13 protein-coding genes are annotated in these 15,367 nt (G+C 72.5%); 5 read left to right on the top strand and 8 right to left on the bottom strand.

All coding sequences use genetic code 11. The features are described 5' to 3' along the window. The first annotated feature begins 23 nt into the window (after positions 1–23). The 3 genes from AB0F77_RS05115 to AB0F77_RS05105 all read left to right on the top strand — a co-directional run bounded on the left by AB0F77_RS05115 (position 24) and on the right by AB0F77_RS05105 (position 3,455). Positions 24–1,055 (top strand): P1 family peptidase, encoded by a 1,032-nt coding sequence (locus AB0F77_RS05115; protein WP_361941649.1) that lies wholly within the window; start codon positions 24–26, stop codon positions 1,053–1,055. A 155-nt stretch (positions 1,056–1,210) separates the two neighbouring features. Beyond that, complete coding sequence (locus tag AB0F77_RS05110) at positions 1,211–2,431, top strand: Ig-like domain-containing protein (RefSeq protein ID WP_361941646.1); 1,221 nt, start codon at positions 1,211–1,213, stop codon at positions 2,429–2,431. A gap of 277 nt (positions 2,432–2,708) precedes the next feature. Further along, positions 2,709–3,455 carry a DUF6227 family protein gene (locus tag AB0F77_RS05105; RefSeq protein ID WP_361941643.1) on the top strand — a complete coding sequence of 249 codons (747 nt, stop codon included), beginning with the start codon at positions 2,709–2,711 and terminating at the stop codon, positions 3,453–3,455. 18 nt (positions 3,456–3,473) lie between these two features. On the opposite strand, the gene AB0F77_RS05100 is transcribed toward AB0F77_RS05105, so the two are convergent. From AB0F77_RS05100 to AB0F77_RS05080, 5 genes are all read right to left on the bottom strand, one after another. Further along, positions 3,474–3,734 (bottom strand): hypothetical protein, encoded by a 261-nt coding sequence (locus AB0F77_RS05100; RefSeq protein ID WP_361941640.1) that lies wholly within the window; start codon positions 3,732–3,734, stop codon positions 3,474–3,476. Between the two features lie 108 nt (positions 3,735–3,842). Next, positions 3,843–5,843, bottom strand: coding sequence for a fructose-specific PTS transporter subunit EIIC (locus tag AB0F77_RS05095; RefSeq protein WP_361941637.1), 2,001 nt, complete (start codon positions 5,841–5,843; stop codon positions 3,843–3,845). A gap of 409 nt (positions 5,844–6,252) precedes the next feature. Beyond that, entirely contained in the window at positions 6,253–7,200 is a 948-nt protein-coding gene (gene pfkB / locus AB0F77_RS05090; protein ID WP_361941634.1) for a 1-phosphofructokinase, read from the bottom strand. After that, entirely contained in the window at positions 7,197–7,958 is a 762-nt protein-coding gene (locus AB0F77_RS05085; protein WP_361941631.1) for a DeoR/GlpR family DNA-binding transcription regulator, read from the bottom strand. Before AB0F77_RS05085 ends, pfkB begins: the two co-directional genes overlap by 4 nt. A gap of 182 nt (positions 7,959–8,140) precedes the next feature. Beyond that, positions 8,141–9,556, bottom strand: coding sequence for an MFS transporter (locus AB0F77_RS05080; protein ID WP_361941628.1), 1,416 nt, complete (start codon positions 9,554–9,556; stop codon positions 8,141–8,143). 644 nt (positions 9,557–10,200) lie between these two features. Between AB0F77_RS05080 and AB0F77_RS05075 the strand changes: the two genes are divergently transcribed. Further along, positions 10,201–11,244, top strand: a complete 1,044-nt coding sequence (locus AB0F77_RS05075) for a WYL domain-containing protein (RefSeq protein ID WP_361941625.1) — start codon at positions 10,201–10,203, stop codon at positions 11,242–11,244. Here AB0F77_RS05075 and AB0F77_RS05070 read toward each other — a convergent pair. Together AB0F77_RS05070 and AB0F77_RS05065 are read right to left on the bottom strand one after the other, a co-directional pair. Continuing rightward, positions 11,238–11,879, bottom strand: a complete 642-nt coding sequence (locus tag AB0F77_RS05070; RefSeq protein ID WP_361942533.1) for a TetR family transcriptional regulator — start codon at positions 11,877–11,879, stop codon at positions 11,238–11,240. The genes AB0F77_RS05075 and AB0F77_RS05070 overlap by 7 nt on opposite strands. Positions 11,880–12,714: 835 nt before the next feature. Next, positions 12,715–13,713: a sigma-70 family RNA polymerase sigma factor gene (locus AB0F77_RS05065; RefSeq protein WP_361941622.1), complete on the bottom strand. Its 999-nt coding sequence runs from the start codon at positions 13,711–13,713 to the stop codon at positions 12,715–12,717. A 189-nt stretch (positions 13,714–13,902) separates the two neighbouring features. On the opposite strand from AB0F77_RS05065, the gene AB0F77_RS05060 reads away from it, so the two are divergent. Next, positions 13,903–14,421: an N-acetyltransferase family protein gene (locus AB0F77_RS05060; RefSeq protein ID WP_361941619.1), complete on the top strand. Its 519-nt coding sequence runs from the start codon at positions 13,903–13,905 to the stop codon at positions 14,419–14,421. A 56-nt stretch (positions 14,422–14,477) separates the two neighbouring features. Here AB0F77_RS05060 and AB0F77_RS05055 read toward each other — a convergent pair whose 3' ends face one another. Next, positions 14,478–15,266 carry a class III extradiol ring-cleavage dioxygenase gene (locus AB0F77_RS05055; protein WP_361941616.1) on the bottom strand — a complete coding sequence of 263 codons (789 nt, stop codon included), beginning with the start codon at positions 15,264–15,266 and terminating at the stop codon, positions 14,478–14,480. Positions 15,267–15,367 lie beyond the last annotated feature (101 nt).

Genomic DNA, 15,367 nt, shown 5'->3' with positions numbered 1-15,367 from the left:
CCGGGTGGGCAAGACTGGCTGCCATGACAGTTGACGCTCTGACGGATGTCGCCGGGCTGCGGGTCGGACACGCGACCCGCACCGGTGACGGCTGGCTCACGGGTACGACGGTCGTCCTCGCGCCGGAGGGCGGTGCCGTGGCCGCGGTGGACGTGCGCGGCGGCGGCCCCGGCACCAAGGACACCGACGCCCTCGACCCGCGCAACCTCGTCCAGAAGGTCGAGGCGGTCGTCCTGACCGGGGGCAGCGCGTACGGTCTTGACTCGGCGTCCGGCGTGATGGCGTGGCTGGAGGAGCGGGGGCGTGGGGTGCGGGTCGGACCGGACCCCACGCACGTGGTGCCGGTGGTGCCCACCGCCTGCCTCTTCGACCTCGGGCGCGGCGGCGACTTCCGTGCGCGGCCGGACGCGGCGACGGGGCGCACGGCGGTCGAGGCCGCCGCGGCGAGCGACCTGGGCGCGCGGGTGCGCGAGGGGGCCGTCGGCGCCGGTACCGGCGCCGTGGTGGGGCAGCTCAAGGGCGGCATCGGCAGCGCGAGCACGGTCCTCGGCTCGGGGATCACGGTGGCCGCGCTGGTGGCCGTCAACGCCGCGGGGTCGGCGATGGACCCGGGGACGGGCGCGCTCTACGGGGAGTTGTTCGAGGGGCGCGTCACGTACCCGGAGCAGGGCGTGCACGAGGCCGCGCGCCGACGCCTCGCCGAGGCCGCCGTGAAGAACGGCGCTCCGCCGCTCAATACGACGCTCGCGGTGGTCGCCACGGACGCGGACCTGTCCAAGGCACAGGCGCAGAAGCTGGCGGGCACGGCGCACGACGGCATCGCGCGCGCCGTGCGACCAGTGCATCTGCTCAACGACGGTGACACGGTGTTCGCTCTCGCCACGGGGGCTCACGCGCTGGACGCCGCACATCCGCTCGCGCTCAACGACGTTCTCGCGGCGGGCGCGGACGTGGTGACGCGCGCCATCGTCCGCGCCGTGCGCGCCGCGGAGTCGGTGGACGGGGCGGGCGGAACGTGGCCGGCGTACGAGGAGTTGTACGGGGGCGGCAGGTAGCACGAGCGCGTTCCGTCGCCGTGCGGCTCGGATTGTCGCGGTTCTGTCACGTGCCTGGCTTCATCCCGATCGGAGGGAACCTCCCGTGGGGGCGGTTCCCTCTTTCTCCACGCATCGGAGCGGATCCCGCACATCACACGAACCTGGAGCAGCCCGTGACAACGCCGGACATTGCAGCGCGGCGCGCGCTGGGGGCCTGTGCCGCCTTGTTGGTCGGCGCCCTCACCCTCACCGGATGCGGCGGCGACGCCAGCGCCAAGACCGATGGCGCCAAGGGCGGCAAGGACTCGCCGAAGACCTCGACGGCGAAGATCGCGATATCGGCGAAGGACGGATCGACCGGGGCGTCCATCAACGCGACCGGCGTGAAGGTCAGCGGCGGCAGGCTGACCGACGTGAAGATGAGCGTGGCGGGGTCGGGGCAGGCCGTGCCGGGGGCGATATCGGCGGACGGCGGCAGTTGGAAGCCGAAGGAGCAGCTGGAGCGGGGCACGAAGTACGCGATAGCGGCGACCGCGAAGGACTCCGGCGGCCGTACCGCCGCGGCGAATTCCATCTTCACGACGGTCACGTCGTCCAACAGCTTCATCGGGACGTACACGCCGGACGACGGGACCACGGTCGGTGTGGGCATGCCGGTGTCGTTCACCTTCGACAAGGCCATCACCGACAAGAAGACCGTGCAGTCGCACATCACGGTCAGCTCCAGCAGCGGGCAGCAGGTGGTGGGGCACTGGTTCGGGGCACAGCGGCTGGACTTCCGGCCGCAGGAGTACTGGAAGGCCGGCTCCAAGGTCACGATGAAGATCGACCTGGACGGGGTCGAGGGCGCGAACGGCGTCTACGGCGTGCAGAAGAAGACCGTGGACTTCACGATCGGGCGGTCGCAGGTCTCCACGGTCGACGTGGGCACGCAGACCATGACGGTGGTGCGGGAGGGCAGCACGCTCAAGTCGGTGCCGATCTCGGCGGGCAGCCCGCAGCACACGACGTACAACGGGCAGATGGTGATCTCCGAGAAGTTCACGCAGACGCGCATGAACGGCTCGACGGTGGGCTACGGCGGTGAGTACGACATCCCGGACGTGCCGCACGCGATGCGGCTGACGTCGTCCGGGACGTTCATCCACGGCAACTACTGGTACAGCAAGGGCAATCCGCCGTTCGGGCGCGAGGGCACGAGCCACGGCTGTGTGGGGCTCGCGGACGTGCAGGGCGCGCAGGGGGCGACGAGCGCCGCGTGGTTCTACGACAACTCGCTGATCGGGGACGTCGTGATCGTGAAGAACTCCCCCGACAAGACGGTGGCCCCGGACAACGGTCTCAACGGCTGGAACATGCCCTGGGGCGAGTGGGTGGCCGGCAGCGCCGCCTGACACGACCGGACCCGGGGCGCGAGGGAGCGCGGGGCGGGGTCGGTGGCCGGTTCACGCGCCGCGGAAATCCCCGGCGCGCGCAGCCACCGCACCACCTCCCCCGCCCCAAGGGCCCTCTGACCGGCAACTTTTGACAGATCATCGGGTCACGCGGGAACTTTCCGCGTGGCCCGCGCGTTTTCGTGGCGTACGTTTTCTCGGTTCCCGGACATGATGTCCGACCGAGGGGCTACGGTATGCACCCACAAGGTGACATGCAGCAACGCCGGGAGAAACCTTGAGCGTTCCGTACGAGACGACCGCGTACGAACCAGCCGAGTCGCCCGAGTCTCCGGAGGAGCATCTCGCGCGGCTCCTGCGGCGCGCCATGAACTCGTTCGAACTGCCCGAAGAGGCGATAAGGCAGCTCGACTGCGCGCTGGCGCACAACAGTTCGCTGCACTCCGCCCACCACAGCGCCGGCCTGCACCGGGAGACCTACCGCCACACATGGCTGCTGGCGGACGGCTCCGCGGTGACCTTCTGGGAACTGGTCCACAATACGGCGCAGGACCGTGAGCCCCAGCACGAGGTGTACACCAGCGCCGAGGACCTGCGGACCGCCACCGCGCGGCTCCCGCTGCCACCGGAGACACCGGAGTTCGAGCTCCCGGTGCTGACGCAGCTGGCCACCATCCCCGAGCCGCGTCACGCCTACGTTCCCGACGACTCGGCCGACCACGCGCGCCGGCTGCTGCGCCGCGCGGAGAACGCGGACCGGCCGGACGACAGGACGGCGGAGCTGCTGACGACGGCGTTCGCGCACCAGATCACCCAGGCGTTCGGCCGTCCGGGGCGCACGGGCCGGGCGGGCCTGAGTTTCTCGCTCTACGAGCACGCGTTCCTGCTGCGCGACGGCCAGGAAGTCTCCCTCTGGGAGGTCGAGCACACCGCGACACCCGACGGACGCCACATGTGCGAGGTGTACGTCACGGAGGACGCGGCCCGCGAGGCGATGGAACGCCGGGCCGCCCGGCAGCCCTAGCGAGGACCGCCCGGTCCGTCAGCGGCCGCCCAACTGCCGTACGAGGACCGCGAAGGCGTCCTGCTCCGCCGGGGACAGGGCGACGGATTCACGGGCGGGAGCCGCGCCGCTCTGACCCGGCACGGCGCGGAGCATGGGCCGGGGACGGCCATGGCCGAGTTCGGCGGCCGCGCGGCGGGTGTGGCGCAGGATGCGCGTCAGACCGGCGACCCAGACGACGGTCGCGGCAGCCAGGACGGCGGCACCGGTCAGCTGGAGGATCGAGACGTTCTGGGGCATGGGTTCCAGTAGACAGCACGGCCCGGGACTTCGCCCCGGACCGTGACGTATCTCGCAGGTGACGCGAACAACTCACAGCTCCCCAAAGGGACAAGGGGGCACGGCCGTTCAGGCGGTGACCGGCCGTTTCGTGTCCGGTGCCGTCGCCGGACGGTCGGCGGACGGTTCGCCCTCGGCGCTCCCCGGGGCGGGTGTGCGCAGGCCCTTGAGGACAACGACGAGGGCCGTGGTGACGCAGACGCCGGCCGCGAGGGCGAGCAGGTACAGGAACGGGTCGCCGATCAGCGGGACCACGAAGATGCCGCCGTGCGGGGCGCGCAGGGTGGCGCCGAATGCCATCGACAGCGCGCCGGTGACCGCGCCGCCGGCCATCGCGGACGGGATGACACGCAGCGGGTCCGCCGCCGCGAACGGGATCGCGCCCTCCGAGATGAAGGAGGCTCCGAGCACCCACGCGGCCTTGCCGTTCTCGCGCTCGGTGCGGGTGAAGAGCCGTCCGCGCACGGTCGTGGCGAGGGCCATCGCCAGCGGCGGGACCATGCCGGCCGCCATGACCGCCGCCATGATCTTCATCGCGGAGTCGCCGGGGTCGGCCACGGCGATGCCGGCGGTGGCGAAGGTGTACGCGACCTTGTTGACCGGGCCGCCGAGGTCGAAGCACATCATCAGGCCGAGGAGCGCGCCGAGCAGGACGGCGTTGGTGCCGGTGAGGCCGCCCAGCCAGTCGGTCATGGCCTTCTGGGCGGAGGCGATGGGCTTGCCGATCACGACGAACATCAGGAGGCCGACGATCGCGGAGGAGATCAGTGGGATCACCACGACGGGCATGATGCCGCGCAACGCCGGTGGGATCGCGACCCGCTGGACGGCCATGACCACGGCGCCGGCGATCAGTCCGGCCACCAGGCCGCCGAGGAAACCCGCGTTGATGGTGAGGGAGATCGCGCCGCCGACGAACCCGGGGACGAGGCCGGGCCGGTCCGCCATGCCGTACGCGATGTAGCCCGCGAGGACCGGGACGAGGAAGCCGAAGGCCACGCCGCCGATCTGGAAGAGCAGGGCGCCCCAGCTGTCGGCCTGGGTCCACACGAAGTGGTCCATGACCGACGGCGCCTTGTTGATCTTGTAGCCGCCGATCGCGAAGCCGAGGGCGATGAGCAGGCCGCCCGCCGCGACGAAGGGGACCATGTAACTGACGCCGGACATCAGCCACTTGCGAAGCCTGGTGCCGTAGCCCTCGCCGGAGGCGCCGGCGCGCTCCACGGGCGTGCGCGGACCGGCGGGCGCCCCCGCGGTCACCTCGCCATGCGCGGCCTTCTCGCGCACCTCGGTGATGAGTTCGGCGGGGCGGTTGATGCCCGCCTTCACTCCGACGTCGACGGTGGGCTTGCCGGCGAAGCGGTCCTTCTCGCGTACGGGGAGGTCGTGCGCGAAGATCACGCCGTCCGCCGCCGCGATCACCTCCGGGGCGAGCCGGGTGAAGCCTGCGGAGCCCTGTGTCTCGACGACGAGTTCGACACCGGCGTCACGGCCGGCGTTCTCCAGCGACTCGGCCGCCATGTACGTGTGGGCGATACCGGTCGGACAGGAGGTGACGGCGACGATCCGGAACACCCGGGCGCCCTCGTCCACCTCCGGCACCTGCTCACCGCCGTCCACGCCCCGTTTCTCCTCCCCCCGGATCAGCGCGGCCGCCTCCCCCGTGTCCCCCACGGCCCTGAGCGCCGCCGTGAACCGGGGGTCCGTCAACCGCCGGGCCAGGGAGGACAGGATGGTGAGGTGGGTGTCGTCGGCACCGGCGGGGGCCGCTATGAGGAAGACCAGGTCGGCCGGGCCGTCCGGGGCGCCGAAGTCGATTCCCGTGGCGCTGCGGCCGAAGGCGAGGGTGGGTTCGGTGACGTGGGTGCTGCGGCAGTGCGGGATGCCGATGCCGCCGTCCAGGCCGGTCGGCATCTGCTCCTCCCGAGCGGCCACGTCGGCGAGGAAGCCCTCCAGGTCGGTCACCCGGCCCAGGGCGGTCATGCGCTCGGCGAGGGCTCGGGCCGCCGCCTCCTTGGTGTCGGCGGACAGGTCGAGGTCGACCAGGTCCGCCGTGATCAGGTCGCTCATCGCGGGCTCCTTCGCACGTATCGCCCCCGGGGTGGGGTCGGACGAGGTGGGGTGGGACGGTGCCGGGGTGAGGGGACCGTCCTCGTCGGGTCCTCCTGAGGGACGGTCCGGCAACTCAGGGCTGCTTCGCGCGACTTCGGACGGCCGGCGGCTGGCGGCTGGCGGCTGGCGGCTGGCGGCTGGCGGCTGTGGGTACAGCGGCGGAGCGATGGCGGGTCCCTGTCCGGTGCGGCTCCGTGCCCGCGCGCCGGTCGCCGGACATCGCACGCCGGGCGCCCCGGCCCGCCCTCGGGCCGGGCCGTCGCCCTCGCCGATCGGCGTCGGCACGTCCGAGCACTCCGCGCGTTCGGCGCGTTCGGCGCGTTCGGCGCGTTCGGCGCGTTCGGCCCCGCAACTCTCCCCGCCCACCTCACTGCGCCCGTTCCCGCAGTTCGCGGTCGGTCGGGATGGTCGGTGTGACGGTCACCGCCGTCGGGTTCAGGGTGGCCGGTGTCGGCATCTCGCTGCCGGGCAGGCCGACCGCCGCGGCGCCGTGGGCGACGGCCGAGGCGAGGGCGTCGGGGCCGTGGCCGCCGGCGGTCAGGAAGCCGGCGAGGGAGGCGTCGCCTGCGCCGACGTTGCTGCGGACCACGGGCACACGTGCGTGGCCGAACCAGGTGCCGGAGTCGTCCACGAGCACCTGCCCGTCCGCGCCCAGGCTCGCGAGGACGGCGCGCGCGCCACGCTCGCGCAACTCCTCGGCCGCCTTCACCGCGTCGCCCACCGTGGCCAGGGGACGCGCGACGGCCTCCGCGAGCTCCTCCGCGTTCGGCTTCACCACGTCCGGGCGCTCGCGCAACGCCGCGAGGAGCGCGGGCCCGGAAGTGTCGAGCGCGATGCGCGTACCGGCGGCGTGCGCCCGCGCGACCAGGTCGGCGTACCACGCCGGCGCGAGCCCTCGTGGCAGGCTCCCGCAGCAGGCGACCCAGTCCGCGTCGCGCGCCCGCGCACGCACCGTCTCGACGAGCGCCTCCTGTTCGCCCGCCGACAGCAGCGGACCCGGTGCGTTGATCTTCGTGAGCACCCCGTCCGCCTCCGCGAGCGCGATGTTCGAGCGGGTGGCGCCTGCGATCGGTACCGGCACGACCTCGATGCCCTGGGCGTGCAGCAGTTCGGCGACGAGCGCGCCCGGCGCACCACCCAGGGGCAGGACGGCGACCGTGCGCCGTCCGGCGGCCGCCACGGCGCGCGAGACGTTCACGCCCTTGCCGCCGGGGTCCACGCGTTCGCCGGTGGCGCGGACGACCTCGCCGCGGTCGAGCGCGGGAACCTCGTAGGTGCGGTCCAGGGACGGGTTGGGGGTGACGGTGAGGATCACGCGCGCACCACTTCCGTGCCGCCGCGCTCGATGGCGGCCGCGTCCTCCGGGCTCAGTCCGCCGTCGGTGATCAGCAGGTCGACGTCGCCCAGGTCGCCGAAGCGGGCGAAGTGCTCCTGCCCGTGCTTGGCGGAGTCGGCGAGGAGGACCACCCGGCGGGCGGCGGCGATCGCGGCCCGCTTGACGGCCGCCTCCGCGAGGTCGGGGGTGGTCAGTCCGTGCTCGGCGGAGAAGCCGTTGGCGGCGACGAACAGGACGTCGGCGCGGATCTCGCCGTACGCGCGCAGGGCCCAGGCGTCGACGGCGGCGCGCGTGCGGTGCCGTACGCGCCCCCCGACCAGATGGAGTTGGATGCCCGGGTGGTCGGCGAGGCGGGCCGCGATGGGCAGGCTGTGGGTGACGACGGTGAGCGGGGCGTCGAGCGGGACGGCCGCCGCGAGGCGGGCGACCGTCGTGCCGGCGTCGAGGATCAGCGTGCCCTCGGTGGGGAGTTCGGCGAGGGCCGCCTTGGCGATGCGGTCCTTCTCGTCGGCGGCCGTGGATTCGCGCTCGGCGAGGTCGGGCTCGAAGTCGAGGCGTCCGGCCGGGATGGCGCCGCCGTGCACCCGGCGCAGCAGGCCCGCGCGGTCGAGGGCCTTCAGGTCGCGGCGGACGGTCTCCGCCGTGACCTGGAACACCTCGGCCAGCGACAGCACGTCCACCCGGCCGCTCTCCCGCGCGAGCCGGAGGATCTCCTGCTGCCGCTCCGGTGCGTACATGTCCGTCCGCCTCCGACCGATACCCGAACCCGACACCGAACCCAACACCGACACCGACACCGACACCGACACCGGACATCCGATGCCCGGCATCCGGCACCGCGTGCTCGGACGGATGTCCGAACCTGTGGTTTCGAGTCGACGGTACGACCAGGATTCCGCAAAGTAAACAGGTTCGGGCGTCAGTCGGACACGATCGGGCCTTCGGCGGCCTTGGGGGAACCCGTCGCCGGCCGCTTCGGCAGGGCGAACATCAGGAGGAAGATCACGAACAGTACGGCGGCGACCCAGGCCAGCGCGTACTGGTAGGCGTGGACGAACGCCGGTCCCGTCCCGGCCGGCGTCAACCGGTCCGCGATCCGCCCGAAGAACACCACCGACACCAGGCCGAGCCCCAGCGCGTTGCCCATCTGCTGCACGGTGTTGATCAGCCCGGACGCGGAGCCCGCGTGCTCGCGCGGCACCTCGGAGAGCACCGCGTCCGTCAGCGGGGCGACGATCAGCCCCATGCCGACGCCCATCACGACCAGCGGCGGGGCCATCTGCCAGGAGGCGATGGCGAGGCCGTACCGTTCGGACGCGCCGATGTACAGCAGGACGCCGACGGCCATGATCAGCGCGCCGGCCTGGAGCACTCCGCGGCCGTAGCGCGGGACCAGTTTCTGCACCGACAGCCCGGCGGCCGTGGAGACCGCGATCGAGAAGGGCACGCCGGTCAGTCCGGCCCGCAGCGGGCTCCAGCCCAGGCCGACCTGCATATAGAGGGTCCACACCAGGAAGAACACCCCGAGCGCCACGCCGAAGACGGTCTGCACGGCGATGCCCGCGGCGAAGCTCTTCACCCGGAACAGCGAGAGTTCGACCAGCGGGGAGCCGTCGCGCGCCCCCTTGCGCCGTTCGTACGCCACCAGCGCCCCGAACACGACGAACGCGCCGCCCATCGAGAGGTACCCCCACAGCGGCCAGCCCAGCTCACGGCCGCGGGTGAGCGGGTAGAGCAGCATGAGCAGGCCCAGTGTCACCAGGGCGACGCCGACCAGGTCCAGCTTCAGCGCCCTCGGGGCCCGTGACTCGGTGATGTACCGGCTGCCGAGGACGAGGGCGAGCACGCCGACCGGCAGGTTGATGAGGAAGATGGGGCGCCATTCGAGGCCGAACAGGTTCCACTCCGTCAGCAGGGCGCCGAGCAGCGGGCCGGAGACCGCGCCCAGCCCCACGATCGCCCCGAACAGGCCGAAGACCTTGCCGCGTTCGTGTGCGGGGAAGGTGGCGTGCACGATCGACAGGACCTGCGGCACCATCAGCGCCGCCATCGCGCCCTGGAGGATGCGGGAGGCGACGAGCATCTCCGGGTTCGCGGCGAAGCCGCACAGGGCGGAAGCGAGGGTGAAGCCACCGATGCCGACCAGGAACAGCCGCTTGCGGCCGTGGATGTCGCCGAGCCGGCCGCCGGTGATCAGACCCGCGGCGAAGGCGAGGGCGTAGCCGGCGGTTATCCACTGGATCTGCCCGAAGGTGGCACCGGCGTCCCGCTGGATCGACGGGATGGCGATGTTGACGATCGTGACGTCGACCAGGTCCATGAAGGCCGCGGTCATGACGATGGCTAGGGCGAACCACCGCCGGTTACCTCCGGCGGTTGGGCGGAGTTCTGCGGCTGGGCCGGGTTCCGCGGCCGGGCCGAATCCTGGGGGCGCGGCGAGTTCCGGGGGCGCGTCTGATTCGGTGAGTGGGCCGACTTCGGCAGACGGGGCGGCTTGAGTGGGCGGGCCGACTTCTGCGAGTGGGCCGACTTCGGCGGACAGGGCGGCTTGAGTGGGCGGGCCGAGTTCGGCGGATGGCTTGCCTCCGGCCGACCGGCCGAGTTGGGCGCATGGCTCGCCTCCCGCCGACCGGCCGAGTTCGACGGACCGCTCGCCTCCCGCCAACCGGCCAGGTTCCGCCGCCCCGCCCGCCTCCGCGGTGCCGCCCGCCTCAGCGGACCGGCCCGTCGCGGCGGGCGGTGCCGCCTGGGCCGGGACGCGGCCTCCGGTCGCGGGCTCGGCCGGGGCCGAAGACGCGGCCCCGGCCGACGAACCCCCGGGAGGGACCTCGCCGGTTCGAGAAGTCACGTCCGTCGAGTCGGGTGCGGTCGCGGCGGGCGTCGGGGGCGTGGGAGAAGTCGTGTCCGTGGAAGGCATGGTGTGACGCTAGGGAGGCATTAGGTCGGATCGTGTCCTATCCGCACGGCATCCTCGTAGGTATGACGACGGACACCCCGGCCCGGCTGTTCCAGCTCCTCTCCCTCCTCCAGACGCCCCGCGAGTGGCCGGGCGGTGAGCTGGCCGACCGGCTCGGGGTGTCCCGCCGTACGGTCCGGCGGGACGTCGACCGGCTGCGGGAGCTGGGTTATCCCGTGCAGGCGACTCGCGGCTCCGACGGCGGCTACCGGCTCGTGGCGGGCAAGGCGATGCCGCCGCTCGTGCTGGACGACGAGGAGGCCGTGGCGATCGCGGTCGGGCTGCGCGCGGGCGCGGGGCACGCGGTGGCGGGCGTGGACGAGGCGTCCGTACGGGCACTGGCGAAGCTGGAGCAGGTGCTGCCCTCCCGGCTGCGACGGCGCGTCGCCACGCTCCAGGCCGCGACCACCCCGCTGACCAGCGGGGACGGGGCGAGCATCGCGCCGGAGACACTGACCGTGATGGCGTCGACGGTGGCCGGACAGGAACGGCTGCGGTTCGCCTACCGCGCCGGGGACGGCACCGAGTCACGGCGGCTGACGGAGCCGTACCGGCTGGTGTCGACGGGACGGCGGTGGTACCTCGTGGCGTACGACCTCGACCGCGGCGACTGGCGGACCTTCCGCGTGGACCGGGTCAGCGAACCCTTCGCCACGGGTGCGCGGTTCGCGCCACGGGAGCTGCCGACGGGGAGCGCGGCGGAGTATCTGCGGCGGTCGATCCACCGGCGGCAGGAGACGTACGGGTTCACGGTCGCCTTCGCCGCACCGGCCGCCGACGTCGCCGCGCGGCTCCCGGCGTGGTTCGGCACGCCGGAGCCGGACGGGGAGTCGGGCTGCGTCGTGCGCGGGACGACCGGGGACCCGGTGGAGTGGATGGCGATGCGACTGGCAACGACGGGGTACGAGTTCACCGTCCGGCATCCCCGTGAACTCGTCGAATGCGTAGGGGAGTTGGGGGCGCGTCTCAGCCGGGCCGGGGCGGGTGGGACTGAGCGCGGGGACGACGGCGGAGGCGCGAACGCGGGCGAGGACGGCCGCGCGGGCGGGAGCGGGCCGGGTCAGTGACCCGGCAGCCCCCACGCGAACCCCCGTAGCGCCTCCAGGTTGCGCAGCGCCAGGGCCGTCGGGCCGTCCGGGCCCGATGCCGTGGCCGAGCCGGACGCCCAGGACTCGACGGCCACACGGACCGCCGCGCTCGCCACCGCCGCCGTGAACCGCAGCTCGGGGGTGATCACGGCCGGGGCGACGTCGTCACGGGACGTGACGGCAACGTTGTCGTCACGCGCCGTGGCCGGTCCGGTGGCCGCGCGGTCGCGCAGGACCAGCGCCAGTGTCTCCTCCCCCGCCTGGCAGACCTCCGCCCACACCTTGCGCAGGCCGGGGCTGGCCTGGGCGAGGCGGACGAGGGTGCGGACCCATTCCCAGGACGCCGCGGAGACGCCGATCCCGGGGGTGAGCGTGTGGTGGACGGCGTTCGCCAGGGCCTGCGGAACGGTGAGGTCCGCCGGGGCCGCGCGCACCGCCTCCGCCCAGCGTTCGGCGCCCGCCGCGTAGAGGGGGGCGACCGACTCCTCCTTCGTGGCGAAGTAGCGGTAGAACGTGCGGGGTGCGATGCCGGCGGCCTTCGCGATGTCCTCGGCGCGGGTGGCCCTGAGGCCCTGGCTCGCGAAGAGGCGGGCCGCCGCGCGGGCGATCTCCATACGGGTCTCGGCCTTGCGGCGCTCCGTCAGCGAGGGCGCGGACGGGGAGGAATCGGCCGGGTCGGACGGCGTTCCGGCGGAACTGGGGGTGCTCACGGCGGCAGGCTATGCCCATGTGGCAGAATCTGCCATCCGGTGGGCCACCCCGGGGTTCAGGTGCGGGGTGACCCACCGATCGGCCCGCCGACCAGCACACCGACCAACAAACCGACCGACGGCGCGCGGAACCGGCCCGGCGGGAACGAGGTACGGCCGCGAAAGGCTGCGCCGGGAAAAGGAGCCGGACTCCGACGCCCGGGGGGACAGGCGCCGAAGTCCGGCTCTGGGAAGGTCCCGGCGCCGGGGGGGGTGGTGCGTCGGGACGTGGCTCTGGATCTGACGTGGCTCTGGATCTGTGGTGCGTGGGTCGGCGCGCTTCGGGCACCGCCGGGTCCGGGGGATCCGGCGGGAGTCGAAGGGTGTTCCGGGGCGGGTGACGTGGTCGCGCGTCCGGTCCGTTCCCGCGCCCGGAAGGGTTGTTCCCGCGGCCCAGCGCGTTGAAGCGGCGGTACAGAGCCATGTTTGCGCTCTCTTGCGCCACCCGGCGTGCGCGGGAGAGGAGGTCGTACGCCGCCGGGCGCACACCCCGTCACCCCACGCCCGGACATCACACACGACCACACACCCCCTGCCCACGCCCAGGCCACGCACCCCCGTGACGGAAGCGAAACCCCCCGCCCCACGCGGCCCGCACTCGCACACCGCGGACACCGGCACCCGTGGCAGCCACCCCAAGCCCTCAAGCCCGTGGCAGCCACCCCGAGCCTGCACCCGGCGCCCCGCACACCGGCCGACCCTACGCCGCCGCGTCGAACCCCGTGCTGCGGGCCAGCTTCTTCAGTTCCAGCAGGGCGTGCTTCTCGATCTGGCGGATGCGTTCCCGCGTCAGACCGTGCTCCTTGCCGACCTCCGTGAGCGTGCGCTCCCGGCCGTCCTCGATGCCGTACCGCATCTTGATGATGCTCGCCGTGCGCTGGTCGAGCCGGCCGATGAGGCCGTCCAGTTCCTCGCTGCGCAGCAGCGTCAGCACCGACTGCTCCGGGGAGACCGCGGAGGTGTCCTCCAGGAGGTCGCCGAACTGGGTCTCGCCCTCGTCGTCCACGGACATGTTCAGCGAGACCGGGTCACGGGCCCAGTCGAGCACGTCGGTGACGCGGTCCGGCGTGGAGCCCAGCTCCGCGGCGATCTCCGCGGGCTCCGGCTCGCGCCCGTGCTCGCGGTTGAACTCGCGCTGCACACGGCGGATACGGCCCAGCTCCTCGACCAGGTGGACGGGCAGCCGGATCGTGCGGGACTGGTCCGCTATGGAGCGGGTGATCGCCTGACGGATCCACCAGGTGGCGTACGTCGAGAACTTGAAGCCCTTGCGGTAGTCGAACTTCTCGACCGCGCGCACCAGACCCGCGTTGCCCTCCTGGACCAGGTCGAGCAGGGGCAGCCCGCTGCGCGGATAGCGCCGGGCCACCGCCACGACCAGGCGAAGGTTGGAGCGGATGAAGACGTCCTTGGCTCGCTCGCCGGCGGCGACCAGCGCCTCCAGCTCCTCACGGGTGGCGTCCGTCGCGGACTCCTCTTCACCGTCGAGGACCTGCCGAGCGAAGACGCCCGCCTCTATGGTCTGGGACAGCTCGACCTCCTTGGCGGCGTCGAGCAGCGGCGTACGCGCGATCTCGTCGAGGTACATGCCGACCAGATCGCGGTCGGCGATCTCGCCGCCATGGGCGCGAACACTGCTTGCCGAGTCGGCCGTCTCGCCGGTGGCGGACTGACGACGGGCGACGGCACGGGTTGCCATGCGTGCTCCCTTGCGATGGTGGGCTAGCGGGTGATCCTTCGGATACTCAGCACTCCCGGGGACTCTCGGACTCTCCACGAGTGCCCTGCATCCGATGGAAACAACGACTGGAAACAGGACAGAATTCCCAACCCGCCCCCCGATTTTTCTGATCATGCAGTACCCTGTGCCGCCACATGAGGAGGCGCGGTGCCGTCGGAACGTACAGAGGTGCAGGTCAGACCGGGATTCGAGGGCGACCTCCATGCCCTCACGGCCCTCTACAACCACTACGTTCGTGAGACGCCCATCACATTCGACACCTCGGAGTTCACTCCGGTGGAGCGCCGCCCGTGGCTGCTCTCCCATCCGGAAGACGGCCCGCACCGCCTCAGGGTTGCCGTCGACGCGGATTCTCGGGAGATCCTCGGATACGCCACGTCCAGTCCGTTCCGCGCGAAGCCCGCGTACGCGCCCTCGGTGGAGACCACCGTGTACGTCGCCGCGCACGCCGGCGGCCGCGGGATCGGCACACTGCTGTACGGCGCGCTGTTCGAGGCCCTGTCCGGCGAGGACGTGCACCGCGCCTACGCGGGCATCACCCAGCCCAACGAGGCGTCGGCACGACTGCACGCGCGCTTCGGGTTCCGGCACGTCGGCACGTACCACGAGGTGGGCCGCAAGTTCGGCCGGTACTGGGACGTGGCCTGGTACGAGAAGGAGCTGTGAGCCGGCCCGCCGGTTGGGCCCCCACTGCCGGCGGACGGGCCCACGCCCCCGGCGGCTCAGCCGAACTGCACCGACCGCTTGGCCATGCCCATCCAGAACCCGTCGATCACCGACTTCTGCGCGTCCAGCTCACCGCCGGCCTCGGCGGCGCCCATGGTGACGAACAGCGGGGCGAAGTGCTCCGTGCGCGGATGGGCGTAACGGCCCGCGGGAGCCTTGTCGAGGAAGCCGAGCAGGGCGTCCCAGTCGCGGGACTCCAGGGCGTGGTGCCCCCAGTCGTCGAACTCGGAGGACCAGGTGGGCACCCCGCCCGCGTGGCGCAGCGCGGCCAGGTTGTGGGTGAAGAAGCCGGAGCCGACGACCAGTACGCCCTCGTCGCGCAGCGGCGCGAGCCTGCGGCCGATGTCCATGAGCCGCTGGGGGTCGAGGGTCGGCATGGAGATCTGGAGCACCGGGACGTCGGCCTCGGGGAACATCTCGACGAGGGGGACGTAGGCGCCGTGGTCGAGGCCGCGGTCGGGGACGTCCTGGACGGGGGTGCCGGGGGCGCGCAGCAGCTTGCGCACGGACTCGGCGAGCTCGGGGGCGCCGGGAGCGTCGTACGTCACGCGGTAGTAGTGCTCGGGGAAGCCCCAGAAGTCGTAGACGAGCGGCACGGGCTGGACGGCGCCGATGGCGAGCGGGGCCTCCTCCCAGTGGGCGGAGACCATGAGAACCGCCTTGGGGCGGGGCAGGTCGGCGGACCAGGCGGCGAGCTGACCGGGCCAGATCGGGTCGTCCGCGAGGGGCGGGGCGCCATGACTGAGGTACAGGGCGGGCATGCGCTCCTTGGCTGCGGCGGACATGACTGCGGCTCCCTCCGGCGGACCTCACGATCCATTTGCTTTAAGTCTCAAGCTCCACCCCATACCTTACGCCGCACTTGTTCAAGTTTCAAGGAGATGCC

Origin of the sequence: Streptomyces sp. NPDC026672 (genome assembly GCF_040638185.1) — a bacterium.
Classification (GTDB): domain Bacteria; phylum Actinomycetota; class Actinomycetes; order Streptomycetales; family Streptomycetaceae; genus Streptomyces.
The sequence above is the reverse complement of the archived record's forward strand: the minus strand, read 5'-3'. Positions and strand labels throughout refer to the sequence as shown.